The 26,946-nt window shown below is 30.4% G+C and carries 25 protein-coding genes, 1 other RNA gene and 1 pseudogene; 18 read left to right on the top strand and 9 right to left on the bottom strand.

Going from position 1 to position 26,946, the window contains the following annotated elements:
- A pseudogene (locus ACTG3S_RS06145) lies at positions 1 to 494 on the top strand (tRNA nucleotidyltransferase); the annotation flags it as partial.
- On the opposite strand, the gene ACTG3S_RS06140 reads toward ACTG3S_RS06145, so the two are convergent.
- The 4 genes from ACTG3S_RS06140 to ACTG3S_RS06125 form a co-directional block, all read right to left on the bottom strand.
- On the bottom strand, positions 486 to 2,315 hold the full coding sequence (locus ACTG3S_RS06140; RefSeq protein WP_439128485.1) for an ABC transporter ATP-binding protein: 1,830 nt from the start codon (positions 2,313 to 2,315) through the stop codon (positions 486 to 488). The pseudogene ACTG3S_RS06145 and the gene ACTG3S_RS06140 overlap by 9 nt on opposite strands.
- A complete protein-coding gene (locus ACTG3S_RS06135; RefSeq protein ID WP_439128484.1) occupies positions 2,315 to 4,030 on the bottom strand; it encodes a phospho-sugar mutase in 1,716 nt (571 codons plus the stop codon). Before ACTG3S_RS06135 ends, ACTG3S_RS06140 begins: the two co-directional genes overlap by 1 nt.
- Before the next feature lie 44 nt (positions 4,031 to 4,074).
- Entirely contained in the window at positions 4,075 to 5,031 is a 957-nt protein-coding gene (locus tag ACTG3S_RS06130; protein WP_439128483.1) for a glycosyltransferase family 2 protein, read from the bottom strand.
- 64 nt (positions 5,032 to 5,095) lie between these two features.
- Positions 5,096 to 5,617 carry a DUF4199 domain-containing protein gene (locus ACTG3S_RS06125; protein ID WP_439128482.1) on the bottom strand — a complete coding sequence of 174 codons (522 nt, stop codon included), beginning with the start codon at positions 5,615 to 5,617 and terminating at the stop codon, positions 5,096 to 5,098.
- A gap of 175 nt (positions 5,618 to 5,792) precedes the next feature.
- Here ACTG3S_RS06125 and ffs point away from each other — a divergent pair.
- The 4 genes from ffs to ACTG3S_RS06105 all read left to right on the top strand — a co-directional run bounded on the left by ffs (position 5,793) and on the right by ACTG3S_RS06105 (position 9,028).
- Positions 5,793 to 5,891: signal recognition particle sRNA small type (ffs, locus tag ACTG3S_RS06120), an RNA gene on the top strand.
- 85 nt (positions 5,892 to 5,976) lie between these two features.
- Positions 5,977 to 6,780 carry an SDR family oxidoreductase gene (locus ACTG3S_RS06115; RefSeq protein WP_439128481.1) on the top strand — a complete coding sequence of 268 codons (804 nt, stop codon included), beginning with the start codon at positions 5,977 to 5,979 and terminating at the stop codon, positions 6,778 to 6,780.
- 116 nt (positions 6,781 to 6,896) lie between these two features.
- Positions 6,897 to 8,555, top strand: a complete 1,659-nt coding sequence (menD, locus tag ACTG3S_RS06110; RefSeq protein ID WP_439128480.1) for a 2-succinyl-5-enolpyruvyl-6-hydroxy-3-cyclohexene-1-carboxylic-acid synthase — start codon at positions 6,897 to 6,899, stop codon at positions 8,553 to 8,555.
- A 5-nt stretch (positions 8,556 to 8,560) separates the two neighbouring features.
- Positions 8,561 to 9,028, top strand: coding sequence for a DNA-binding protein (locus ACTG3S_RS06105; RefSeq protein WP_439128479.1), 468 nt, complete (start codon positions 8,561 to 8,563; stop codon positions 9,026 to 9,028).
- Between the two features lie 62 nt (positions 9,029 to 9,090).
- Here the strand turns inward: ACTG3S_RS06105 and ACTG3S_RS06100 are convergent, their stop codons facing one another.
- On the bottom strand, positions 9,091 to 10,248 hold the full coding sequence (locus ACTG3S_RS06100) for an alpha/beta hydrolase-fold protein (protein ID WP_439128478.1): 1,158 nt from the start codon (positions 10,246 to 10,248) through the stop codon (positions 9,091 to 9,093).
- Between the two features lie 68 nt (positions 10,249 to 10,316).
- On the opposite strand from ACTG3S_RS06100, the gene ACTG3S_RS06095 reads away from it, so the two are divergent.
- From ACTG3S_RS06095 to ACTG3S_RS06085, 3 genes are all read left to right on the top strand, one after another.
- Entirely contained in the window at positions 10,317 to 11,156 is an 840-nt protein-coding gene (locus ACTG3S_RS06095; protein WP_439128477.1) for a 1,4-dihydroxy-2-naphthoyl-CoA synthase, read from the top strand.
- 82 nt (positions 11,157 to 11,238) lie between these two features.
- On the top strand, positions 11,239 to 12,108 hold the full coding sequence (gene purU / locus ACTG3S_RS06090) for a formyltetrahydrofolate deformylase (protein ID WP_439128476.1): 870 nt from the start codon (positions 11,239 to 11,241) through the stop codon (positions 12,106 to 12,108).
- Between the two features lie 83 nt (positions 12,109 to 12,191).
- On the top strand, positions 12,192 to 12,800 hold the full coding sequence (locus ACTG3S_RS06085) for a fumarylacetoacetate hydrolase family protein (protein WP_439128475.1): 609 nt from the start codon (positions 12,192 to 12,194) through the stop codon (positions 12,798 to 12,800).
- A gap of 58 nt (positions 12,801 to 12,858) precedes the next feature.
- Here ACTG3S_RS06085 and ACTG3S_RS06080 read toward each other — a convergent pair whose 3' ends face one another.
- Together ACTG3S_RS06080 and ACTG3S_RS06075 are read right to left on the bottom strand one after the other, a co-directional pair.
- Positions 12,859 to 13,845: an NAD-dependent epimerase/dehydratase family protein gene (locus ACTG3S_RS06080; protein ID WP_439128474.1), complete on the bottom strand. Its 987-nt coding sequence runs from the start codon at positions 13,843 to 13,845 to the stop codon at positions 12,859 to 12,861.
- Positions 13,832 to 14,620, bottom strand: a complete 789-nt coding sequence (locus tag ACTG3S_RS06075) for an SDR family NAD(P)-dependent oxidoreductase (RefSeq protein ID WP_439128473.1) — start codon at positions 14,618 to 14,620, stop codon at positions 13,832 to 13,834. The genes ACTG3S_RS06080 and ACTG3S_RS06075 overlap by 14 nt, the downstream gene beginning before the upstream one ends.
- A 308-nt stretch (positions 14,621 to 14,928) precedes the next feature.
- Here ACTG3S_RS06075 and ACTG3S_RS06070 point away from each other — a divergent pair, with 308 nt between their 5' ends.
- From ACTG3S_RS06070 to ftsY, 7 genes are all read left to right on the top strand, one after another.
- Positions 14,929 to 15,135 (top strand): hypothetical protein, encoded by a 207-nt coding sequence (locus ACTG3S_RS06070; RefSeq protein ID WP_439128472.1) that lies wholly within the window; start codon positions 14,929 to 14,931, stop codon positions 15,133 to 15,135.
- A 16-nt stretch (positions 15,136 to 15,151) separates the two neighbouring features.
- Positions 15,152 to 15,475, top strand: a complete 324-nt coding sequence (locus tag ACTG3S_RS06065; protein WP_439128471.1) for a hypothetical protein — start codon at positions 15,152 to 15,154, stop codon at positions 15,473 to 15,475.
- Positions 15,476 to 15,499: 24 nt separating this feature from the next.
- Entirely contained in the window at positions 15,500 to 16,741 is a 1,242-nt protein-coding gene (locus ACTG3S_RS06060) for a competence/damage-inducible protein A (protein ID WP_439128470.1), read from the top strand.
- Positions 16,742 to 16,830: 89 nt separating this feature from the next.
- Positions 16,831 to 17,070: a 50S ribosomal protein L28 gene (gene rpmB / locus ACTG3S_RS06055; protein ID WP_077809621.1), complete on the top strand. Its 240-nt coding sequence runs from the start codon at positions 16,831 to 16,833 to the stop codon at positions 17,068 to 17,070.
- Positions 17,071 to 17,097: 27 nt separating this feature from the next.
- On the top strand, positions 17,098 to 17,280 hold the full coding sequence (gene rpmG, locus ACTG3S_RS06050) for a 50S ribosomal protein L33 (RefSeq protein WP_237588763.1): 183 nt from the start codon (positions 17,098 to 17,100) through the stop codon (positions 17,278 to 17,280).
- A 51-nt stretch (positions 17,281 to 17,331) separates the two neighbouring features.
- Positions 17,332 to 17,484, top strand: a complete 153-nt coding sequence (locus ACTG3S_RS06045) for a DUF4295 domain-containing protein (protein ID WP_439128469.1) — start codon at positions 17,332 to 17,334, stop codon at positions 17,482 to 17,484.
- 242 nt (positions 17,485 to 17,726) lie between these two features.
- On the top strand, positions 17,727 to 18,701 hold the full coding sequence (gene ftsY / locus ACTG3S_RS06040; RefSeq protein ID WP_439128468.1) for a signal recognition particle-docking protein FtsY: 975 nt from the start codon (positions 17,727 to 17,729) through the stop codon (positions 18,699 to 18,701).
- Between the two features lie 164 nt (positions 18,702 to 18,865).
- On the opposite strand, the gene ACTG3S_RS06035 is transcribed toward ftsY, so the two are convergent.
- Complete coding sequence (locus ACTG3S_RS06035; protein WP_439128467.1) at positions 18,866 to 19,939, bottom strand: serine hydrolase domain-containing protein; 1,074 nt, start codon at positions 19,937 to 19,939, stop codon at positions 18,866 to 18,868.
- A gap of 74 nt (positions 19,940 to 20,013) precedes the next feature.
- On the opposite strand from ACTG3S_RS06035, the gene ACTG3S_RS06030 reads away from it, so the two are divergent.
- Both ACTG3S_RS06030 and rimO read left to right on the top strand, forming a co-directional pair.
- The gene (locus ACTG3S_RS06030; RefSeq protein ID WP_439128466.1) at positions 20,014 to 21,660 is read left to right on the top strand and encodes an amidase family protein; all 1,647 of its coding nucleotides are present in this window, start codon (positions 20,014 to 20,016) and stop codon (positions 21,658 to 21,660) included.
- Positions 21,661 to 21,773: 113 nt separating this feature from the next.
- A complete protein-coding gene (rimO, locus tag ACTG3S_RS06025) occupies positions 21,774 to 23,126 on the top strand; it encodes a 30S ribosomal protein S12 methylthiotransferase RimO (RefSeq protein ID WP_439128465.1) in 1,353 nt (450 codons plus the stop codon).
- 206 nt (positions 23,127 to 23,332) lie between these two features.
- On the opposite strand, the gene ACTG3S_RS06020 is transcribed toward rimO, so the two are convergent.
- Positions 23,333 to 25,813: a M14 family metallopeptidase gene (locus tag ACTG3S_RS06020; RefSeq protein ID WP_439128464.1), complete on the bottom strand. Its 2,481-nt coding sequence runs from the start codon at positions 25,811 to 25,813 to the stop codon at positions 23,333 to 23,335.
- Positions 25,814 to 26,015: 202 nt separating this feature from the next.
- Here ACTG3S_RS06020 and bshC point away from each other — a divergent pair.
- Positions 26,016 to 26,946 (top strand): bacillithiol biosynthesis protein BshC (bshC, locus tag ACTG3S_RS06015; RefSeq protein WP_439128463.1); only part of this gene is annotated, 931 nt, incomplete at its 3' end.

The following is a 26,946-nucleotide window of genomic DNA, read 5'->3' as shown; positions in this document are numbered from 1 at the left end:
AATTTGTAGGGTCTAAAATGGTGTATAAATTGTTTAAACGTTTAAAAATGCCATTGAATAATAAAATGAAATTTGTTCAGAAAATGGTTTTGTTAAGTTCTAGACCAATCGTTTTGGCAAGTGAAGTTACAGATTCTGCTGTTAGACGTTTAATTTTTGATGCTGGTGAAGATATAGATGCTTTAATGACACTTTGTGAAGCAGACATCACTACAAAAAACCCTAAGAAATTCAAACGTTATCACAAGAATTTTGAGTTGGTGCGTTCTAAAATTAAAGAAGTAGAAGAGCGTGATAGAGTTCGTAATTTTCAGCCACCAATTTCAGGAGAAGAAATTATGAAAGCCTTTAATTTAAAACCTTGTAGAGAAATCGGGCAAATTAAAGAAGCGATAAAAGAAGCTATTTTAGATGGTAAAATACCTAATGAACATAAAGCTTGTTATGATTTTATGATTGAAAAAGGTCAGCAGTTGGGTTTACAGTTAGCTTAAACTTTGCATTGTAACCAATTTAAAGTATTCCCCTTTTTTGGCCAACAACTCTTCGTGTTTACCTTGTTCTACAATTTCTCCTTTTTTCATTACCACAATTAAGTTGGCTTTTTGGATGGTAGATAATCGATGTGCAATTACTAAAGAGGTTCTATTTTGCATCATTTTTTCTAAGGCAACTTGCACCAATTGCTCAGACTCTGTATCTAAAGCTGATGTGGCTTCATCTAAAATCATAATTGGTGGATTTTTTAAAACAGCTCTTGCAATAGACAAACGTTGTTTTTGTCCACCAGAAAGTGTGTTTCCACTATCACCAATATTTGTTAAGTATTTTTCTGGTAAGTCCTCTATAAATTCAGCTGCATTTGCAATTTCAGAGGCTTCTTTAATAGCATCATGAGAAGCATTTTGACTGCCTAATTTAATATTGTTTTCTACAGTATCATTAAATAAAATAGAATCCTGAGAAACAATGCCCATTAAACCACGTAAAGATTTTTTGGTAATACTTTTAATATTTTGTCCATCAATCAAAACTTCACCTTTATTTACATCATAAAAACGCGTAATTAAATTGGCTAAGGTAGATTTACCACTTCCAGATTGTCCAACCAAAGCGACAGTTTCTCCTTTATTGATAGTTAAAGAAAAGTCTTTTAAAACGTATTCTTTTTTGTATTTAAATGAGATGTTTTTAAATTCAATTTTATCATTAAAACCTTCTTTAGCATTTGCATTTGGTAGGTCTTTAATCTCGTTTTTGGTATTTAAAACACTCATAATTCTTTCGGCAGAAGCTTCTCCTTTTTGAATGTTATAAAATGTGGTGGTTATTAATTTTATGGGATTTAAAACTGTGTAAAACAGCACAATATATCCCATAAACTTACCGGCTTCTAAAGTACTGGTGTTGTTTAAAACTTCTGTACCACCAAACCAAAGGATAGTTATAATAGTAGCAGAACCTAAAAACTCACTCATAGGAGAGGCTAGAGTTTGTCTATGAAAAACACTGGTCATTAATTGCTTAAAACTCAAGGTAGAATTGTTGAACTTTTTCTCAATTACATTTTCTGCATTAAAGCCTTTTATAATTCTTAAACCTGTAAGTGTTTCTTCTATAAAGGATAAAAAAGTGCCAGTTTCTTTTTGTGCTTTTATAGATTTAGCTTTTAATTTTTTACTAATAGATGAGATGATAAAACCGGAAACTGGTAATAAAATAAATACAAATAGCGTTAATTTTACACTCATAAACAGCATAATTCCTATTGAAATAATTACTGTTAAAGGTTCTCTTACCAAGGTTTCTATAGAGGTTAAAATAGAAACTTCTACTTCTTGCACATCAGAGGTCATACGTGCAATAATATCACCTTTTCTTTTTTCTGAAAAATAAGAAATAGGTAATTCTACAATTTTATGATACAAATTGTCTCTTAAATCTTTAACAATACCTGTTCTTAGAAATGTAATTACATAAGAGGCTAGATATCTAAAAAAGTTTTTAAAAAAGAATAATGATAAGGATATGATACAAATAAGAGACAGCGCTTTTATTTCTCCTTCACTTATAATTTTTTGAGAAATAAAATAATTAAAACTACCTTCTAAATAGTTACCTAAATCGGATATATTATTGTATTCAGGTTTGTCTATAACCCTTTTTTCTGCGCCAAATAAAATATTTAAAACAGGAATAAAAGCTAAAACAGAAAGTACATTAAAAAAAGCATAAAGAATATTAAAAACAATGTTTAAAACTGTAAATCTTCGATACTTTTTCTCGTATTTTAAAATGTCTTTAAAATACCCCATTAATTCAAACTCATTTCTTTAATGATACGTTGTATTTTTGCATCTAGTTCAGCTTCAACTTTTTCTGCATTTTCAGTTGCATCTAAAGAATTATTAACGCTAAAATAAAATTTTATTTTAGGCTCAGTACCACTTGGTCTTGCAGCTACTCTTGTCCCATTTTCTGTTTGATAAATTAAGACATTAGATTTTGGTAAATGGATGTCTTTTTTTGTGCCAGAAATTAAATTATATTCAATAGATTGTTGATAGTCAGAAAGTGTTTTTACTTTTTCACCATCTATATCTTTTAATGGATTTACACGCATATCGCTCATCATTTTTTGAATCTGAGCAGCACCATCCATACCTTTTTTAGTGATAGAAATTAAATGTTCTTTATAAAAACTGTTTTTTACGTATATATTTAGTAATTCTTCATAAAAAGAACTACCATTTTGTTTTGCATAAGCAGCAACTTCACAAGCTAAAAGGGTTGCAGTAACAGCATCTTTGTCTCTTACAAAATCGCCAACCATGTAACCAAAACTTTCTTCACCACCTCCAATAAAATCTAATTCAGGATAATCGCGCACCATTTTTGCAATCCATTTAAAACCTGTTAAACCTACTTTTGTATTTACACCATAATTAGCTGCTAAATCGTTTACTAACTCTGTAGAAACAATTGTAGATCCAACAAATTGGTTGCCATTAATTTTACCTTCTTCTTTCCATTTTTTCAAAAGGAATTCGGTCATTACAACCATGGTTTGGTTTCCATTCATCAACTTCATGTTTCCATCTAAATCTCTAACAGCAACACCAAGTCTATCACAATCTGGGTCTGTACCAATTACAATATCTGCCCCAATTTTATTCGCTAAATTAGTGGCCATTTCTAATGCTTCTGGTTCTTCTGGGTTTGGAGATTTTACGGTGGGAAAATCTCCATTTGGTGTTTTTTGTTCTTCTACAACATGTACATCTGTATAACCAGCTTTTGCCAAGGCATCTGGTATTGATACGATTGATGTACCATGTAAAGAAGTAAACACTATTTTCAAGTTTTTTCTGTCGATATTCTCTGCTAATGAACCATTTTTTACGGAAGCTTCAATAAAAGCATCATCTACATTTTTACCAATGGTTTCTATTAAACTTTCATTTGCATTAAAATTGATTTCAGAAAAATCTAAAGTATTTACTTTGTTTATGATTCCACTATCATGAGGTGGTACAATTTGACCACCATCTGCCCAATACACTTTGTAACCATTATATTCTGGAGGATTGTGAGAAGCTGTTAATACAATACCTGCATCACAATTTAAATGACGCACAGCAAAAGATAATTCTGGGGTCGGTCTTAAATCTTCAAACAAAAACACTTTTATATTGTTGGCAGATAACACATCTGCTACAACTTTTGCAAATTTTTTACTATTGTGTCTACAATCATAAGCAATTACAACACTTTTTTGATCTTTTGCTACGTTTTCTATCAAGTAATTAGACAAGCCTTGTGTAGCTCTACCCAAAGTATATTTATTAATTCTGTTGGTTCCTGCGCCCATTACACCACGCATACCACCTGTACCAAATTCCATATCTTTATAGAACCTGTCTTCTAAATCTTTTGGGTTAGAATTGATTAATTCTTTTACTTCTTGTTGGGTTTCACTGTCGAAAGTAGCCGTTAACCACTTTTTTGCTTTGTCTAAAATTTCGCTCATTTTTTTGTTGAATAAGTTACGTTTGTAAAATACAAATATACGTTTTACAAATTGAGTTTTTCTTTAATTGAGTAGTGTTTTTCGTTGTTGTTTGATTTTATGACAAGTTCGCCAATAAAACCAGCCAAAAATAATAAAGTTCCTAAAATCATAGAGGTTAGGGCAATATAAAACCAAGGATTGTCCGTTACTAAAATAGTTTTAATACCATTGTAAACTTTGTATAATTTAATTACGCCAATGTAAAATGCAGAAGTAGTACCGAATAAAAACATGAATGTACCCCACAAACCAAAAAAGTGCATGGGTCTTTTACCAAATTTTGATAAAAATGAAATGGTGATTAAATCTAAAAAACCATTTACAAATCGTTCCATACCAAATTTGGTTTCTCCATATTTTCTAGCTTGATGTTGTACAACTTTTTCGCCAATTTTATGAAAACCTGCGTTTTTTGCTAAAACAGGAATGTACCTGTGCATTTCTCCGCTAACTTTTAAGGTTTTAATAACTTCGTTCTTGTAGGCTTTTAAACCACAATTAAAATCGTGTAATTTTAATCCAGATGTTTTTCTAGCAGCAGCATTAAAGAGTTTAGAAGGTATATTTTTGGTAATGACATTGTCATAACGTTTCTTTTTCCAGCCAGAAATTAAATCGTAATTTTCTTTGACAATAAGATTGTATAATTCTGGTATTTCCTCTGGATTGTCTTGCAAATCGGCATCCATAGTAACCACAACATCACCAGAAGCCAAATCGAAACCAGCGTCTAAAGCCTGCGATTTGCCGTAGTTTTTTTGAAAACGAATACCTTTTACTGCATTGTTTTGTTCTGATAATTGTTCAATTACCTTCCAAGAAGCGTCTGTACTACCATCATCTATAAAAATAATTTCATATAAATAACGATTGGATTGCATAACGTTTGCAATCCAATCGTGTAATTCTTGTAAAGATGCTGACTCGTTAAGAAGTGGTATTACTACCGAAATTTCCATATATAAGGTTCAAATATGTTATATATTCAAAAATAATTAAATATTAAACGTTTATATTTTGGTTTTAGTAAGTTTCTTCTTCAGATTTTTTCATAATTGCACCTGCAATTAAAGAGATAATTCCACCAATAAAAAGATTCATAATTAATACACCACCAAGTAAACTTAAATTAAAGTTATCTAAAGAGTTTTTAGTAGCTTCTTCAATTTGTCCTTCCGTCATACCAAAAGAATCTGCCATCATTATTTTTTGAGCTTCTATAGAATTTACAGCAAAATCTGGTTCTAAAACGTTTGTTAAGAGTAACAAGTACACAATATTAATAACAGCAGAAATCATTGCAATACCAATACCTATTTTAACAGATTGCCCAAAAGAGATAAAACCACCATTATCTGCTTTGTATTTCTTAATACCTAATACAATAAAAGCAATCATAAAAATAAGTCCTAAAATACCAGAATAATACTCTTGTGCATAAAGGCTTCCCATTGCATATTTTACAAGAGAAATTATTACTGTTGCTAATCCTAAATAAACACCATAATTTAAAATTGTGTTTTTACTATTTGCCTGATTTTCCATTTTTTTTAAAATTTAGTTAGTTATACAAATATATATATTTCGTTTAGATAGTACTATTATTTTTATTTTATATAAACTACCAAAACAATTAATTAGTAGTCAGTGTCTTAAAAATGTTACAAAAAAATTAATAAATTTTTAATTGCTAAAGATAAAAAAGATTGTAAATTTGCAGTGGCAAGTTCTACACAACTAGCTCCCTTTGAATCCCCCAGGGTGGGAACACAGCAAGGGTATTAGGTTGTAGCAGTGTGATGTAGGTAGCTTGCCATTTTTTGTGCCCTAAAGTTTCCTTTTATTTCTTTCATTTTTTTAATTTAACTTTGAATTTTTAATTCCAAACCTTGAACTTATAATTTATGTCTAAAGTTGTTTTAGTTACAGGTGCATCCTCTGGTATAGGAAAAGCCATTGCTATTTTTTTATCAGAAAAAGGTTGTATTGTTTATGGCACTTCTAGAAATCCTAAAAATAATCAAGATTTTTCTTTCCATTTAATTGAGTTAGATGTTTTACAACCTAATTCGATAAAAAATGCAGTAGCTTTTATTCTAGAAAAAGAAAACAGATTAGATGTATTGATAAATAATGCAGGAGTTGGTATTACTGGCCCCATAGAAGATACACCTACAGAAGAAATGCGAAACGCTTTTAATACCAATTTTTTTGGTGCAATAGATGTTATGAAAGCAGTTTTACCTCAGATGCGACAGCAAGAAACGGGGTTAATTTTAAATATAACCTCTATTGCTGGTTATATGGGTTTGCCTTTTAGAGGTATATATTCGTCTTCTAAAGGAGCCTTAGAATTGGCTACAGAAGCCATAAGAATGGAAGTAAAAAGTTTTGGAGTTTGTGTGGTAAACGTTGCGCCAGGTGATTTTACTACCAATATTGCTGCGGGTAGATATCATACTCCGGTTTTTGATAAATCTGCTTACAAAGAAAAATACCAAGATAATTTAGATCTGATGGACGCGCATGTAGCTGGTGGAATGAATCCCAAAAAAATGGCAGAAAAAGTCTATAAAATCATGAATACAAAAAGCCCTAAAACACATTATAAAGTGGGTGGTTTTTTAGAGAAATTCTCTATTATATTAAAAAGAATTTTACCTGATAATTGGTATGAAAAATTGTTAATGAATCATTATAAATTGTAATAAAATAATCTCTTATTTTACAAATATTCTAAAAATACTTTCGTTTGATTTATTAAATTTATAAGCAAGTAACTATCTTTGCAAAGTTGTAATTTTCAACGTTGTTACTTTAAAAAATGTATCCAAAAAAAGAACTCGCACAAATCGTAATTTCAGCTTGTCATCAATTTAATGTTGATACAGTGGTGATTTCTCCTGGTTCTAGAAATGCTCCTTTAACTATTGGTTTTTCTAATCATCCAGAAATTGAAACTTTAAGTGTTGTAGATGAACGTTGTGCTGCTTTTTTTGCATTAGGGATTGCCCAACAAACCAGAAAACCAATCGCTGTTTTATGTACTTCTGGTTCTGCGTTGCTAAACTATTATCCTGCCATAGCAGAAGCTTTTTACAGTAATATTCCGTTAGTGGTTATTTCTGCAGACAGACCCAAACATTTAATAGATATTGGTGATGGACAAACCATAAGACAAGAAAATGTGTTTGCAAATCATATTTTGTTTTCTGCCAATTTGATAGAAAATCCGAAGTTTAAAACTAGAAATGCACAATTAATAGGAGAAGCTTTACAAACTTCTGTGGCTCAACAAGGTCCAGTTCATATAAATGTTCCTTTTGATGAACCTTTGTATGAAACAGTTGCTGAGTTAGAAAAATTTCATTTTCCTCATATTTCTATGAGTTCTTTAGACAATTCTCATATAAATTATAAAGAATTAGCAACAATTTGGAACAATGCCGAAAGGAAAATGATTGTAGTTGGTGTAAATTATCCAAACAAAGAACTACATCAATTAATGGATTTGTATGCAGATGATGATTCTGTGTTAATTTTAACAGAAACTACCTCTAATTTACATCATCATAAAGCTGTAAATGCTATAGATCAGTTAATTTTTTCTTTGAATGATGCTGAATTTAGAGAATTACAACCAGATATTCTTATCACTTTTGGAGGGATGATTGTTTCTAAAAGAATCAAACGTTTTTTGAGAGATTATGCCCCCAAACATCATTGGAACATTGACCCCAAAAAAGCAACAAATACATTTTTCTGTTTGTCGGAATTTATACAAACTACACCAGTAGATTTTTTCACGAATTTTAATACTTTTATAACTCCCATAAAAAGTGATTATCAACCAAAATGGTTGCAAATTAGAGATCAAAGAAGAGTAAAACATGCTTCCTATTTTGAAATATTAGAACATTCAGATTTTAAAGTTTTTGAGCAAGTTTTAAATAAAATACCCGAAAATACACAACTGCAAATTAGTAACAGTGCCATTATTAGATATGCACAATTATTTAGCATTAAAAATAGTATTAATGTGTTTTGTAATAGAGGTACTAGTGGTATTGATGGGAGCACATCTACAGCCATTGGTGCTGCATTTGCCAATAAAATTCAAACCGTTTTTATTACAGGTGATTTAAGTTTTTTCTATGATTCTAATGCCTTATGGAATAAAAATATATCTGCTAATTTTCGAATTATTTTAATAAATAATTCTGGTGGAGGAATTTTTAAAATAATTCCTGGTCCAAAAACCACAAATGCTTTAGATTACTTTGAAACACCTCACTGTTTAACAGCAGAGCATTTGGCAAAAACATATGAGTTTAACTACCAAAAAGCATTTGCAACAGAAATTGTAGAACGCGAATTAAAAGTGTTTTTCGAAGTTTCTGAACAACCAAAAATATTAGAGATTTTTACACCAAGTGCAATAAATGATCTAGTTTTAAAAGAATATTTTAAATATATAAAATAAAGGATATGAACGAAGAAGAAAATGACTTTCAAGAAAAGGAAAATAATTTTGAGTATAACTTTAAAGAAGGTGATAAAGTAAATTTAGTCATAGAAACAGAGACTGGTTTAGGGTATACTGTTTTAATTAATGAAGAGTTTGATGGTTTACTTTTTAGAAGTGAGGTTTTTCAAGAATTGGAGGAGAATATGGAAGTTACTGGCTACATAAAGCAAATTAGAGAAGATGGTAAAATAGATGTTTCTCTAAGGCCACAAGGTTTTTTAAATGTAATAGATGCTGATGTAGAAAAAGTATTAGAAAAGCTAAAAACTAGTAGAGAAGGTTTTTTGTTATTAACCGATAAAAGTAGTCCAGATTCTATACGTTTTCATATGAAAATGAGTAAAAAAGCCTTTAAAAAAGCAGTAGGTAACTTGTATAAACAAAAACTAATCGTAATTAAAGAAGACAGAATTGAATTGGTGAAGTAGAGGTGCGGTAGTATTTAGTTAGGGGTGTTATAAATACAATTTTTTTAGGTTTTAACCAACAACTAACGTCCTCCCAACCTTAAAATATTCTCATAAAAAGCATCTGCATTTGGGTCTGCAGGATCCATTTTACCATACCCAATTTTATAATGTTTAAGTGCTTTTCTTATGTTTTTTCCCTCCTCATAATACCTGCCAATATAATAATCGCCTAAAGGCGAAGATGGAAATAATTTTAAAATCATTTTCCCGAAATTTAATAATTGGTCGCCATTTTCTTTTTCGATAATTATTTTTTCTACAGCATAAATATCTCTTTCTCTTATGCCTAAACTGCTACCGAATAGATATTCTATATCTAAATATTTGTTTTCTAAGTAAGAAATAGCATCTATGGGCGATAAATCTTTGATATTTTTCTCAAATTCCTCTTTAGAAATGGCAGAATAAATTTCAAAAACTTCGCTTAAAGCTCTTGGTATGGCTTCACTAATCGCTGCAACACTATTTTTGGTATTAATGACATCGTTAATCACATGAAAGTTTTTAATTTCTAAACTAGCTAATCCCTTTTGTAATTCGTCAATTTTTGTTTGTTTTATATCAGAAAAAGAGGTGGAGTTATTTGTGTAAAAATAAAAAGTATTGTCTTCTTTTTGATATCTAGGCAAATTAAATTCTTGCATTTGACCACCAATAAAATCAGAAAATGTAGGATTGATACAAATAAAACTGTTTATAAAAGGAGTGTCTTCTCTTAAAAAATTAGCAATCATGTTTGCAGCTGCACCTTCGCCAACCAAAGAGATAAAAGGCGACGTTTTGTAATTACTTTCTACATAAAATAATACTTCGTTTTTTAAAAACTGATAAAATTTTTCGTTATCAGCAGTAAATTTTCCATTATTTATATTAAAATAGGTATCTTTTTTTCTGGTTTTACTCATTTCTATACCCACCACAATTTGTTTAGGAGCCTTGTCTTTAGCAGCAAATAAAACCGTATTTCCAATAAAAACATCAAACAAATAAGTTTCGTCTAAAACAATGGCTAAAGGGTAGTTTTTTTCTGCATCTGGGTCATAACCTTGTGGTAAATATATTTTTATTTTTCTATCAGTATCTACAAAATCAGAATTTAAAGTTTTTTCTATAATTTTTTGAGAAAAACTATAAAATGAAAAAAACAAGAATATATATAGGCACGATTTCTTAATCATAGTTTAGAATGTTTATTTTTGTAAATCTAAATATTTAGTTCTCTTTAGAACGTCTAAAATACAAAAATATGATACAACCCGATTGGAAAACCGTTAAAGAGTATGAAGACATTACGTATAAAAAATCAAACGGAGTCGCAAGAATTGCTTTTAATAGACCCAATGTTAGAAATGCTTTTCGCCCTAAAACAACATCAGAATTATATGATGCTTTTTACGATGCGAATGAAGATGTAAATATTGGAGTAGTACTACTTTCTGCAGAAGGACCAAGCACCAAAGATGGAGTGTATTCTTTTTGTTCTGGAGGAGATCAAAAAGCAAGAGGGCATCAAGGTTATGTTGGTGAAGATGGGTATCATCGTTTAAACATTTTAGAAGTACAACGCTTAATAAGGTTTATGCCCAAAGCCGTAATTTGTGTAGTACCTGGTTGGGCAGTTGGTGGTGGCCATAGTTTACATGTAGTTTGCGATTTGACTTTAGCAAGTAAAGAACATGCCATTTTTAAACAAACAGATGCAGATGTAACATCTTTTGATGGTGGTTATGGTTCAGCATATTTGGCAAAAATGGTAGGTCAGAAAAAAGCAAGAGAAATTTTCTTTTTAGGACGCAATTACTCAGCTCAAGAAGCCTATGAAATGGGCATGGTAAATGCAGTAATTCCTCATCAAGAATTAGAAAGTACTGCTTACGAATGGGCGCAAGAAATTTTAGCAAAAAGTCCAACCTCCATAAAAATGCTAAAGTTTGCTATGAATTTAACTGATGATGGTATGGTTGGGCAACAAGTTTTTGCTGGTGAAGCTACTCGTTTGGCATACATGACAGAGGAAGCAAAAGAAGGAAGAGATGCTTTTCTTGAAAAGAGAAAACCTAATTTTCCTAAAAAATGGATACCATAATTTTTAGTTATTAGTCTTTAGTAGTTGGTTTTTAGTTAATATGTATAATTCCGACAACCATCAACCATCAACAAAATATAAAATGAAATCACAAGTAGTAACTTTTCTAATAAAATGTCCAGATCAAAAAGGATTGGTAGCTAAAATTACCAATTTCTTTTATCAAAAAGGATTCAATATTTTAAGTTGTCAACAGTACGTAAACTCTATTGAAGATATGTACTTTATGCGCATACGTTTAAATGCTGATGGTACAAACATCTCTAAAAAAGAATTAGAGAAATCTTTTTTAGAGTTGGCAAAACCTTTAGAATTCGATTGGTCAGTAAATTATGGTGATAAAAAGCAGAATGTTGCAATTATGGTATCACATACCAGTCATAATTTATACGATTTATTAGAGCGATATAAAGAAGGGCGTTTGAATTGTAATGTACAAATGGTAATTAGTAATCACGATAAATTAAGGCACATTGCTGATATGTTTGGTGTACCTTTTTATCATTTACCAGTTACAAAAGAAACAAAACAAGAACAAGAAGCGCAGGTAAAACGATTGCTAGATACCAATGAGGTTGATTTGGTAATAATGGCTAGGTATATGCAAATTTTATCTTCAGATTTTATCAACCATTTTCCAGAGAGAATTATCAATATTCATCACTCGTTTTTACCTGCTTTTCAAGGTGCAAATCCATATAAGAAGGCATATGAAAGGGGAGTGAAGTTAATTGGAGCAACAGCCCATTATGCTACAGAAGATTTAGATGAAGGACCCATTATTGAGCAAGATGTAAAACCAGTTACACACGAAAGTACGCCAACAACGTTAAAAAGAATAGGGGCAGATATAGAAAAGTTGGTGTTGGCTAGAGCTGTAAAATGCCACTTAAACAATCAAATAATAGTATCAGGAAATAGAGCAATTGTTTTTCCGGAAGCAGGAGAATAATAGAAATGCAAATTTATAATTACGAGTGCTGTTATTTTATATATTATAATTCGTAATTATTAATTATTGATGAGTAGTTGAATATGAAAATAATCTGTATTGGGCGCAATTACGCAAAACATATCGAGGAATTAGCAAATGAAAAACCAGTACATCCTGTTGTTTTTTTAAAACCAGACTCGGCTATTTTGCCTAGAAAAAATCCTTTTTTTATACCACCATTTTCTAATGATGTACATTATGAAGTTGAGGTTTTGGTAAAAATTAATAAAGTAGGCAAACATATTGATGCAAAATTTGCCCATAAATATTATGATGAAATTGGCTTAGGAATCGATTTTACAGCCAGAGATGTACAAGCAAAATGTAAAGAAAAAGGGTTGCCTTGGGAAAAAGCTAAAGCTTTTGATGGTAGCGCTGTAATTGGTGAGTTTTACCCAAAAGAAAACTTCGATTTAGAAAATTTAAAATTTCAATTGTACAAAAATGAAGAATTGGTACAAAATGGTAATACCAATGCCATGTTATGGAAAATTGATGAATTAATTAGTTATGTTTCGCAATATTTCACACTAAAAAAAGGCGATATTATCTTTACAGGAACCCCAGCAGGCGTTGGTAAAGTTGCTGAAAATGATATTTTAAGAGGGGTAATCGAAACAAAAGAAGTATTTTCAATAAAAGTAAAGTAAGATTTAAGTAACTATTTCACTTTTTTGGCAAATATTTATTTTTTTATTTTTAAAAATATTATTTTAAATCAAACCACTTAACAGCATCATTAATACCATTTTCTATATTGTTTTGTTGATGATTTAATTGCTCTCTAGCTTTTTGATTACTATAAAAATTAGAAACACACAAAGTTTTTAAATTGGTAACAGAAATATCTGTTTTTACTCCAAAAAAACGAGTAATACTGCCTAAATAACCCACAGTAATTAAAACTGCTTTCGGAATTTTTACAAACTTACTTTTTTGTTGCAAAGCTTTGGTTACCTTTTTATAAAACTGTTTGTAGCTTAAGTTTTCTCCAGATAATAAATACGATTCTCCATGTTTGCCTAAATCAATCGCTTTTACAATCGTTTGTGCAGCGTCTTTAACGTTGATAAAGCTCTTTCCACCTGGAGGATAAAAAATAATTTTCTTTTTAACAGCAGATAAAATGATTCGTCCAGAACTGGGTTTGGTATCGTATTTACCAATCATAAACGTAGGATTTACAGTAATCACTTTAGTTTTTTGTTGAGAATTCCCAACTTTAAAAACTGCATTTTGTGCTTCTAATTTGCTTTGTGCATAGAGCGATTTATCAAAAGGAGCTTTAATCGATTTTGTTTCATTTCCAGGGTTTTGCAAACTTCCATAACCAAAAGCATTGGCAGAACTTACATTAATAAATGTTTCAATATCATTTTCAATGGATTTTTCTAGTAAGGTTTTAGAAGCATCAACATTTACTTTTTGGTAAACGGAATAATCTGTAATATTTTGATCTGTAATAGCAGCAACATGAATTACAATTTCTGAATTTTTTATCGCTTCTAAATAACTTTCAGGTTGGGTAATATCACCAATAATAATCTCTAAATTTTTATGATTAGAAAGCGGGAACTTGCTTTTGTTTCGCAGTAAACCAATCACTTTATAATTATTTAGCAATAAATCTTCTATAATATTAATGGCTAATAATCCGCTTGCGCCCGTTATAAAAACAGTTTTATTTTGTAGCATCAATCTCTTTTTTTACAGCTTTACTTAATAACTTCACTTTAGTTTTTAGAGGTAAAATAGCTAAAATATAGCGACTAAATTTATTCAGTTTTCCGGGGATAATTCTGTTTTTTCCTTGAAATAAACCATCTAAAGAAATTTTAGCAACATCTTTTAAAGCTACCACACCCGAATTTACAAATTTGCTTTGTTTCTCAATTCTGTTAGAAACTTCCGCATTTGTTTTCATAGGCCCCGGATAAACCACAGAAACTGTTACATTTTGTGATTTTAATTCTTCTTGCAAACCTTGTGAAAAATATTCGATAAATTTTTTGGATGCTGGGTATACTGTTTTAAATCCAATAGGACTAAAAGCAGCCATACTAGAAATATTTAAAATATAGCTTTTGGGCTGTTTTGTTAAATTAGGTATCAATAATTTTGTTATTAACGATGTAGCTCTTACATTTAGTTGAATAATAGTATCCATATAATCGAAGCTTGCTTCATTTATATATTTAGAACCACCACAACCCGCATTATTAATTAAAACTTCTACAGAAAATGAATTTGCCCAATCTACAAGTGCTAAAATATTTTCTTTCTTGGTTAAATCGGTCTCAAAAAATTCTACTTTTACATGAAGCTTTTTAATCTCTAAAGCCAATGTTTCTAGATTTTCATTTGGCAAAGCCACCAAAAGAATATGGTAGTTTCTTTGGGCTAAATCTAGGGCTAAATATTTACCTAAACCTTGGCTAGCTCCTGTGATTAAAGCGTAATTATTGTTCATTTTTAAATTGTTTCTAAAAAATCAAAGCTACATACTTTATTAAAACCTAAAAGAAATTTCGATTTTTTTATGAAAAATATAAGATTTCTAGTGGTTTTCATTTTCTAGTATTTACTAAGAGTAAATAATTTACTTTCAATAAGAATGTCTTTTGTACATTTGAAAAAATAATTTGAAAAGAAAAAGTATGTTAGGCTTGATATTAATCTATTGGATTGGAAAATATTTTTAAATTAGCAGAAGAGTATCATAAAAGCGAATGGGGATATGCCATTTTAGGAGTTGTTGTTTATTAAGCAGGTATACTATTGTTTAGTATTATAATAGGTATTATTGCAGAAATATTTTCACTAGGTTTTATAGATACATTTAACGAAACCTTATTTGGTTTTTTAATGTTACCATTTGGAATATTAAGTTGTTATATTTTGTATAAATACTTAGAAAAAACTTGGAAAAATAACGATCCTTCTAAAAACAATAATTTAGATGAAATAGGGAAGGTGTTAGAATAAAAAAACTGCTACATAAATGAAGATACTAAGCTACATATTTCTTTTCTACGTAGGTTTCTATTTTTATAGATTGGCAGAAAATCATCAAAAAAATAAATGGTTATTTGCCATTATAGGAATCATCACTTATTTACTATCACTTTTTATATATCCATTGTATCTAAGACTATTTTACAAAGAAGAAATATTAGACATAAACCTTGTTTTGGTTTCTTTAAAATCTTTTTTAATAGCTTTAATTAGCCTATTTATCCTTTTTCAAGTACTTAGTTTTATGTGGAATAAAAAAGAGAAAGTAAATAATCAAGAAATAAATACAATTGGAAATCACAAAAAATAAAGCAACTACTTTGTAGGTTTATTTATGCAGGCAGAAATAATTACCATAGGAGACGAAATTTTAATAGGACAAATTGTAGATACTAATTCGCAATTTATTGGGCAACAATTAAATAAAATTGGGGTTGCTGTATATCAAATAACCTCTATACAAGACGATGAGCAACATATTTTAAATGCTTTAAAAGAAGCGCAAAGTAGAGTAGACATTGTAATTCTTACAGGAGGTTTAGGTCCTACAAAAGACGATATCACAAAAAAAACAATTGCAAAGTTTTTTAATGATGATAAAATTGTAGAATACCCAGAGGTAATTACACATATAAAAGGCTTGTTTGCAAAAATGAATCACCCTTTTAAAGAAATTCAACGTTATCAAGCGCAATTGCCATCAAAGGCTACCTTATTAATGAATCATTTTGGTACTGCCCCAGGCATGTGGTTTTACGAAAATGAAACTGTTTTTGTATCACTTCCAGGGGTTCCTTATGAAATGAAGGGATTGATAAAAAATCAAGTACTACCCAGAATTCAAAAACAATTCAAATTACCTTTTATCATCCATAAAACCATTATGACTTATGGCCAAGGAGAAAGTACCATTGCAGAAATTATAGAAGATTTTGAAAACAGTTTACCAAAACATATCAAATTAGCCTATTTGCCTTCTTATGGTAGAGTCCGCTTGCGTTTATCTGCAAAAGGCGAAGAAAGAATAGAGTTAGAAAATGAATTAAATGCAGCAGTTGCAAAAATATACCAATTAATACCAGACATTATTACAGGTTTAGATGATGATGCTTCTCTAGAAAAAAGAGTAGGAGAACTTCTAAAAACCAGTAATAAAACCATTTGCACAGCAGAAAGCTTAACAGGAGGTAAAATTGCAGCAACTTTAGTTTCTGTAGCAGGTGCATCTGCCTATTTTAGTGGAAGTTTTGTAACCTATACAGCAGCAGTAAAAAACAAAATATTAAATGTTTCTAAAGAAACTATAGAGAAGCATACCTTGGTTAGCAAACAAGTTGCTTTAGAAATGGCAAAAGGTGCAAAAGAAAAATTACAAACCAATTATGCCATTGCAGTTACAGGAAATGCAGGTCCCACAACAGATAAAAACACCGATAATTTAGGCACTGTTTTTATTGCTTTAGCTACAGATAGTAAGGCAATTGTAGAAGAATTTAACTTTGGGCAACCCAGAGAAAAAGTAATAAATAGAACCGTAAGTAAAGCCTTAGAAATTTTACAAAGAGAAATTCTTTAAAAATTTCTAAATTTCGTTTGTTCAGAATTATATTTATATGTAAATTTGCACCTCGTTTAGAGATAACACTATAAAATACTGTCAAGAAGATGTCTAGAGTTTGTGAATTAACAGGGAAAAAAGCAATGGTTGGGAACAATGTTTCTCACGCTTTAAATAGAACAAAAAGAAAGTTTGACGCTAATTTAATGACAAAGCGTTTTTACATTCCAGAAGAAGATAAATGGATTACATTAAAAGTATCTGCTTCTGCATTAAAAAATATTAACAAGAAAGGAATTTCTGCAGTTATAAAAGAAGCGAGAGCTAACGGATTTTTAACTAAATAAGTTCTAGCGGATTAAAATTATACAGAGATGGCAAAAAAAGGTAACAGAGTTCAAGTAATTTTAGAATGTACAGAGCACAAAGCTTCTGGTAAACCAGGTACTTCTAGATATATTACCACAAAGAACAAGAAGAACACTCCAGATAGAATGGAAATTAAAAAATTCAATTCTATCTTAAATAAAATGACTGTTCACAAAGAAATTAAATAATTAAACTATCTAGAACTCAGAATAGAGCACATAGATTTAAAAATTTAGACAATGGCAAAAAAATCAGTAGCATCGTTACAAACAGGATCAAAAAGATTAAGTAAAGCTATAAAAATGGTAAAATCTCCAAAAACAGGAGCTTACATGTTTGTAGAATCTATTATGGACCCTTCAGAAGTAAATGACTTTTTAGCAAAAAAGTAAGCATTTACCTATAAAATATTAAAAACTACTTTCTATTTATAGAAAGTAGTTTTTTTTGTGCCTTATTATTGCGTATTTTTGGGCGTTACCTAAAGGTCGCGCTTTTCACTGTATCTTTTTTTCGTACCTCAAAAAAGGATGTCGTTTCAATCGCTAACGCAAAAGGCAACTTTAATGACAATTTGACCAAACACAATAAATGGCACGTTTTTTAACGTATTGTTTATCAAATAAAATAAAAAATGAGTTTTTTTAAAAAAATATTCTCGAAAGAAAAAAAAGAAACTTTAGACAAGGGGTTAGAAAAAACTAAAGAAAGTTTCTTTGGCAAACTTACCAAAGCGGTTGCAGGAAAATCTAAAGTAGATGATGATGTTTTAGATAACTTAGAAGAGGTTTTAGTTGCTTCTGATGTAGGAGTCAATACAACCCTAAAAGTAATCGAAAGAATAGAAGAACGCGTTGCCAAAGACAAATATGTGGGCACAGACGAGTTAAATAAAATTCTAAGAGAAGAAATAGCAGGTTTGCTTTCAGAAACCAATATTGGTAACGAAACCGAATTTAAAGTACCACAAATAACTGCAGATAAAGAGGGCAACAAAATGCCTTATGTTTTAATGGTGGTTGGTGTTAATGGTGTTGGTAAAACAACTACTATTGGTAAACTAGCAGCACAATTTAAAAAACAAGGTTTAAAAGTAGTTTTAGGTGCAGCAGATACTTTTAGAGCAGCAGCCATAGACCAATTACAAGTTTGGGCAGACAGAACTGGGGTGCCAATTGTACGTCAAGAAATGGGATCTGACCCAGCTTCTGTAGCTTTTGATACCTTAAAATCTGCAGTAACACAAAAAGCAGATGTTGTAATTATAGACACTGCAGGTCGTTTACATAATAAGGTAAATTTAATGAACGAGCTAACCAAAATAAAACGTGTTATGCAAAAAGTGGTAGAAAATTCGCCACATGATGTGTTGTTAGTTTTAGACGGTTCTACAGGTCAAAACGCATTTGAACAAGCCAAACAATTTACCAAAGCCACAGAAGTAACTTCTCTTGCAGTAACCAAATTAGATGGTACAGCAAAAGGTGGTGTTGTTATTGGTATTTCAGATCAATTTAAAATACCTGTAAAATATATTGGAGTAGGAGAAGGTATAGACGATTTACAAGTTTTTAACAAACACGAATTTGTAGATTCTTTTTTTAAGTAATTTATCGTTTTCAGTCAAATAATTAATAATATAATTCCCTATTCATTGCTTTGTAAGCTTAGTTTTTTCTGTTTGGAAATAATTAAAATTGCACTAGGTTTTAGAAAATAATACTGTTTATTATCAATATTATCCTTTATGTTTATTGAGTTATAGATTTAAAATTAATAAATAAAAGCACTTATTTTACTCCACAATTCATCATCAAAATTAGACAATCCAAAATTTGTATTGTTTGCAGATTCACCCATTCTAATAATTACTAATTTTTTACTGGGTACTATGTAGATTTTTTGATCGTTTTTGCCCAAAGCAGCAATCATATCATTAGGTGCATTTGGTATTAATTTACCAGAAAACTCTGTTTGTGTTTGAGGCAAATGATAACTTTCTTTTCCATTTAACCACCATAAATAGCCATAAGCTTTATTAATATTTTGCGAAGTATTGGTTGCTTCGATTAAAAAATTTTCTTGAATTATTTGAGATTTTACCCATTTACCATTAGCCAAAGTAAGCAAACCAAAACGAGCCATACTTCTGGTATTGCTCCAAAATACATTCAAATCACCAATTTTTCTCCAAATTCCTGTCATTCCTATTTTATCCTTTAATCTCGATTTAAAAAAAGCATCAAAACTTGAATTTGTTGCATTTGCAATTACATCTTGCATTTTTACATATACATTATGATATGCCCATCTTTTTCCAGCATCTTCAATATATTTTAAGTTTTTGGGAGATACATCATCACCTAAAGAATCGTCTAAGCCAGTATTCATAGAAAGTAAGTTTTTACAGGTAATTAAGTTTTCTTTTTCTATTGGTATACTCGTCCAATTATTACCTAAATAATCAGACACTTTATCATTAATATCTAATAAACCTTCTTTTTGCGCAATTCCAGAAACAGCGGTAGTTAAAGTTTTGCCAGCACTTGCCCAATACCAAACGGAATTAGAATTATGGTTATTAAAATATGCTTCTACAACTATTTTACCATTGTGTAAAATCATAAAACTTTTAGTGTTTTTTTCTGCTAAAAAATTTAATAATGGTTGTAATTGGCTTTCTTCCCAATTTAAATCTTTTGCATTTGTAGTTGCCCATTCGTTAGAATCTAGTGGAGGAAAATATAGATTTTCATTTGTTGGATTTATAATGAGGGTATTTGTAGTTTCTTTAGAACAGCTCAATACTATAAATAGAAAAATAAAAAGTATTATTTTTTTAATCATTTATAAATTTTTGTTTTTGACTAATTTACGGTAAAAAGGTTTAAAATGTTATATTTGATAATCAAATTAAAAACATGAAAAATCTACTTTATTTCTCAATTTTATTCTTTTTTATCATTGGATGTCAGGAAAAAGAATCAGTTTATAAAGATTACTTTAAAAAATATGATGAAACTGCTGCTTTAGAAGCAGCACAAAAAAATAGCAGTAATCGAATGAAATTTAAACTAATTCAATCTAAAATTTTAGACATGAATCAAGTTTTTGCTCCATTTCAAGAAGATTTGGCTTCTTTTTCAGAAGAAGATTATAATACCTTAAAACCTTTAATTTTAGAACAAAATATACCTCAACTTCAAAAAAGTATAAAAAAAGGAACTTTAACTTACGAAAAACTAACGTTTTTTTATCTCTACAGAATTCGAAAATTCGAAAGTGATTCTACTTTATCTCTAAATAGTATCATCGCTTTAAATCCAAATGTGATAAAAGAAGCCAGAGAAAGAGACAACAATAAAAAACCAGTTTCTGATTTTTCTATCTACGGAATGCCAATTTTACTAAAAGATAATATCAACACCAAAGACATGCCAACAACTGCTGGTGCCATTGCTTTGGCAAATAATAAAAACACAAACGATGCCTTTATTGTAGAGAAATTAAGAGAAAATGGCGCCCTTATTTTAGGTAAAGTAAATTTAAGTGAATGGGCGTATTTTTTCTGTTCAGGTTGTCCTTTAGGCTATTCTGCAATTGGAGGTCAAACTTTAAATCCTTATGGAAGAGCAATATTTGAAACAGGTGGTAGTTCAGCAGGAAGTGGAGTGACAGTAGCAGCAAATTTAGCTGTAGCAGCAGTGGGTACAGAAACATCGGGTTCTATTACATCACCATCAAGTTTAAATTCTGTAGTGGGTTTAAAACCAACTATTGGCGTTTTAAGTAGAACAGGGATTGTGCCAATTTCATCAACGCTAGATACACCTGGGCCAATGACAAAAAATGTGATAGATAATGCCATTTTTATAAATGCAATGCGTGGTTTTGATAAAAATGATGCAGCCTCAGAACTATTAGAACAGGATTATGTTCAAAATGGATTTAGGAATACATTTGAAGATAGCAGATTAGGTGTTTTAAAACCTTTGTTATCAGACTCAATTTACAATGCAACTGTAGAAAAATTAAAAAAAGTAGGAGTAGAGATCGTAGAAATTACACCCCCAGAAATTTCTTTTAATGGTTTTATAACACTTTTAAACATAGATATGAAACACGATTTACCTAAATATTTGTCATCTCAAGCAGATACTTCTGTAAAAATTAAAAATGTTAAAGATGCTGTTTCTTTTAATGTAAAAGACTCTATTTTAAGAGCACCTTATGGGCAACAACTTTTTGAAGGTATTTTAGAAGATGAAACTACTCTTGAAGAATTAGCGATTATTAAAAGTAATCTGAATAAAGAAGGAAAAAAATATTTACAAGCGCTTTATGATGAAAATTTAGACGCTATTTTATCGATCAATAATTATCATTCTGGTATTGCAGCAGTTTCTAAACACCCAACTTTAACCGTTCCTATGGGTTATAAAGACTCAGGTGAGCCTATAAGTTTAACATTTGTAGGAAAGCCATTTTCAGAAAGAAAATTGTTAGAAATTGGTTATGCTTTTGAGCAATTAACTAAGGTTAGAAAAATGCCAGAAAACTATCGTTAATACTATTTATTTATCATTTTAAAACTCGTATTTTTGCACTCGTTTTAAAAACGAAACAATAATTATATTTATACTTGCCAATAGCGAAAAGTTCTTGGCTAAAAGCTTTTAATATGCGTACAAAAACCATCAAAAAAAATAAAATTAACGTTGTTACTTTAGGTTGCTCAAAAAACGTTTATGATAGTGAGGTTTTAATGGGGCAATTAAAAGCCAATGGTAAAAATGTGGTGCACGAAGATGTAAATGATGATGGTAATATTGTTGTAATAAATACGTGTGGTTTTATTGGAAAAGCTAAAGAGGAATCTATAGATACTATTTTACACTATGCACAAAGAAAAGAAGCTGGCGAAATAGATAAAGTCTTTGTTTCGGGTTGTTTAAGTGAACGATACAAACCAGATTTAGAAAAAGAAATTACGAATGTAGATCAGTATTTTGGCACACATGATTTGCCAAATTTATTACAAGCTTTAGAGGCAGATTATAAACACGAATTAATTGGCGAGCGTTTAACAACTACGCCAAAACATTATGCCTATTTAAAAATTGCAGAAGGTTGTGATAGACCTTGTTCTTTTTGTGCAATTCCCTTAATGCGAGGCAAACACAAATCTACACCTATTGAAGATATTGTTACAGAAGCTACAAAATTAGCAGCAAAAGGTATTAAAGAAATCATGCTAATTGCGCAAGATTTAACCTATTATGGTTTAGATATTTACAAAAAGCGTGCTTTAGCACAATTGTTAGAAGCCTTGGCAAAAGTAGACGGTATTGAATGGATTAGGATGCATTATGCGTTTCCAACCGGTTTTCCTATGGATGTTTTAGAAGTGATGAAACGTGAACCAAAAGTGTGTAATTATTTAGATATTCCTTTGCAACACATAAACACTGAGTTGTTAAAGTCTATGAAAAGAGGAACAACCCATGAAAAAACTACTGCTTTAATTAAAAAATTTAGGGAAGTCGTGCCAGAAATGGCCATAAGAACAACACTTATTGTAGGTTATCCTGGAGAAACAGAAGAAATGTTTCAAGAGTTAAAAGATTGGGTAGAGGAGATGCGTTTTGAACGTTTGGGTGCTTTTCAATATTCTCACGAAGAAAATACGGGTGCTTATGTGTTAGAAGATGATGTGCCAGAAGATGTGAAGTTTAAAAGGGTAAACGAAATTATGGAGGTACAATCTCAAATTTCTTGGGAACTGAATCAACAAAAAATAGGCAAAACATTTCGTTGTTTGTTCGATAGAAAAGATGGCGAATATTTTTATGGTAGAACAGAATTTGATTCGCCAGACGTAGATAATGATGTTTTAGTAGATGCTAAAGAACACTATATTAAAATTGGCGAGTTTATAGATGTAAAAATTCACGAAGCTGGTGATTACGACTTGTATGGAACTCCTGTGAAAAAACAAGAAAAGCCTCTTCCTTTGCATCAAAAGAGGAAATAAATTTTAGCTGTTTACAAACCAAACCTCACAGGTTTTAAAAACCTGTGAGGTTTTATTTTTTATAAATAAGTAAAATTATTTGCCTAAGAAATATGTTTATAAATAAGCAATACGCGTTAGGGATTGAACGACCTGTTTGAGTTCTTTTTACTTTTTCTGTAAAAAAACGAGTAGTGAAAGCCCGTTAAAACGCCCAAAATAAAATATTATTTTAACTTGTCTGAATTCAAAAAGAAAACGGCATTTGCCACAAAAAGTTTTCCATTTTCCCAAAATGATCTAAATAACGGATTGTCTACCATATACACAATGCTTCCTCTTCCCATTGGTTCTTCGCCAACAAACAAAGATTCTGGTACATTTTTTACTGCTTTACTGCCTGCATAACCAGAAATATTTTTGGTGTCTTTATCAAAGTAACCAACATTATACCCGTTTTTTAAATAACTATAAGAAGTACCACTTAATTTTAGAGAAAAATAGGCTTTTCCATAACCAAAGGCTAAAGGATGGGTATTGTCTAAAGTACTTTTAAAAATACTACCTGTAATTAAGTTGGCAACACTTTTACGTTCTCTTTCTGCAAATGGTGTTAAATTATCATCGGTTTTTCCGTCTTCATTTTTCTTTGTTTTTAACGCAAAACCTTTTTTGTTTGCAAAACTATTTAAGGCGTTACCAATAGCAAGTAAAGTACCACCAGAACGTACCCATTTTTTTACTTTCTCTAAGGTAGATTTGTTTAAAACCGAATTATAATAACCACTTGGCATTACAATTACATCGTATTTTGATAGGTCTGTTCTCGAAAAATTATCTGAATTTATATTGGTTGTTGGATATTGTAATTGTGTTTCAAAAAAGTGCCAAACTTCTCCAAAACTTAAAGAAGAGGTTGCTTTACCAGAAACAACTGCAATTTTTTGTTTGTTGATGGGTTTTACAGAATACGAACCAAAATCCACACCAGATTGAGAAAAACCAGTGGTCGCTGTTGTAAATTGACGTTTATGCTTGTATGCAATACTTACTAACTTTGTACTAAAATCCTTGTTTCTATTATCATTTTTTAGAATAATTAAAGAACCACTATTAAAAGATTTTCCATTAGTTGCAAATGGTTTTTCTGCAAACCTTGGTACAATATCATTTTTCAGTAAATCTGCCAAAAAACTGGCATCACTTAAACTATTCCACTTAAAAATATAGGCGTATGTGTTTTTATTTATTTGGGCAGAGTATATTTCATCCGTTTGCTTTTTTATAAATGATGAAACTTTAGATTTAGAAGCAATTGCATCAAAACCATGTGCGTAAGGCAAAGACCAAGCAGTAATATCATAGGTTAAAGAGTCTACAATTTTTGCTTTTGGTTCAAACAAAACTTTAACCATTTTACCTTTTGGCTGATTGGTGTGAATTACCAAATCACTTTCAGTAACATCCATCTTTTCGTTTTCTTGAGTGCTATAATTATATCCTTTTACAGAACCACTTTTCGTATTTTTATATAAAATTTCATGCGTCTCTAATAAAGCTTTTAAACGATTCATTTTATCTTCATTATCGTTTTTTAACACGTAACTCTTATAATTTAAATCCTCATTATCAAAGAATTTTCTAAACTCTGTATTTAATTTTTTAGCATTTTTAGAAGAAATTTCTACAGTAGACAAGCCAGTAGTCATGTGATGCGTTGCTCTGTCTTTTAAAGTCAATACCTCACCTTCATCTGTATTGATTCCTAAACCAGCCATTCCATGTCCTGCTTGCTCATAAGTCATACCAATGGCACCCATATAAGTTGGGTACGTATCTCCATAACTTGGGTATAATAAATCGAAACTTTCTTTAGTAAAATACAACCAACCTTCTTTATCGAAATATTTTGCGTGGTTTTTACCAATGGCTGTCTGAAAATTGCGTTGCCAATCTGTAATAATTTCATGAAATGGTTCTGCAGCAGGTGCAAAATAATAAGGATTGTTTATGTATTGCTCATGAAAATCTACATGTACATGTGGCATCCATTTATTGTACATTTTAATTCTTTGCGCAGATTCTACTTGTGTAGCCCAAGCCCAATCTCTATTTAAATCGAATAAATAATGATTTGGTCTTCCCCCAGGCCAAGGTTCTGAATGTTCTTTGGCATTTTGATCTATATTAAAAGGCGTACTTTTTACTTGATTGTACCAATTTACATATCGGTCTCGTCCATCAGGATTAATACAAGGATCTATAATAACCACCGTATTTTCTAACCAAGCTTTTTTGTTGGTAACCAATTCGTACAAAGTTAACATTGCTGCTTCTGTACTTGATGCTTCATTACCATGAACATTGTAACTTAACCAAACAATGGCTACGTTATTGCTTTCATTTCCGTTGATAATTCCTGTTTGAGAAAGATTATTCTTTCTAATATTTTCTAGGTTGTTGATGTTTGCTTGCGAAGAAATATAGCTCAAATACAAAGGTCTGTGTTCGTTTGTTTCTCCATATTTTTCTAGTTGAACATTCGATAAACTTTGGCTCACATATGTAAAGTAGTCTACAACTTTATGATGTCTTGTAAAGCGAGAACCGATTTCGTAACCTAAAAATTCTGATGGTGATTGGATTTCTTGAGAAAAAATACCTGCTGCAAAGAGCAATGCAACTGCTAAAAATGCTTTAATTTTCATGTATGTAATTGATTAGGATACCAAAAGTAAGGATTATTTTTTTTACTAATTAGAATCTCTTTTTAGAACTTGTTAAAACTTTGTTAGATTGAAATGAAGTGCTCGACAAAGCTTAAAATATTTGTATTTTTATAAAAAATTAACCAAGCCAAATGACAGATACTTTAGAGACGGATTGTTGCTTACAAAGTGTTATAGATCGATGAAAATAACACAAATCCCTTTTAAAAAGACAGGTTTTTTCTCTCCAATAATGTTAGATTATTTAGAGCAAAAAGAAACCATACAGCCATTTTATAATAATTTTCCAAATATTGGGGGCTTTCATAATCAAATTGAGGAGAAACAAAAATCGTATCGCTTGCAATCTCGATTAGTGTTGGTAGATGCTTTAAAAAAGCAATATACAGACTTCGATATTTCAGAAAAAACTGCTGAAAATATAGATTTACTAAAGCAACAAAATACCTTTACCATCACAACAGGTCATCAATTAAACTTGTTTACAGGACCTTTATATTTTTTATATAAAATTATATCTACTATTAATTTATGTGAAGAATTGTCAGAAAAATTTCCGAAACAAAACTTTGTACCTATTTATTGGATGGCAACAGAAGATCATGATTTTGAAGAAATTAATTATTTTAATTTTGAAGGGAAAAAAGTAATCTGGAACAAAGAAGATGGTGGAGCAGTAGGTCGATTTTCTACAGAAAGTTTGCAATCCGTTTTTGATGTTTTTAAAACCCAATTAGGGACCTCTAAAAATGCAGAAGAACTCAAAGAAATTTTTAAAAACGGGTATTTAAAACACAATAATTTAGCAAACGCCACACGCTTTATTGCAAACCAATTATTTAAAACCTATGGTTTAGTTATTTTAGATGGTGATGATAAAAGTTTAAAAGAGCTATTTACTCCCTTTGTAAAAGACGAATTAGAGCACGAAACCTCATTTAAAGAAGTTACAAAAACCATTGCAAAGCTTGAGGAAAATTACAATATACAAGTAAACCCAAGAGAGATTAACTTGTTTTATTTAGGTGATAATTTTAGAGAGCGTATTATTTTTGAAGACGGAGTTTACAAAATAAACAATACAGAACTTTCTTTTTCTAAAACAGAAATTA

Origin of the sequence: Polaribacter sp., from assembly GCF_965656025.1 — a bacterium.
In the GTDB taxonomy this organism is placed as follows: domain Bacteria; phylum Bacteroidota; class Bacteroidia; order Flavobacteriales; family Flavobacteriaceae; genus Polaribacter.
This window is presented reverse-complemented; position numbering and strand designations above follow the sequence as displayed.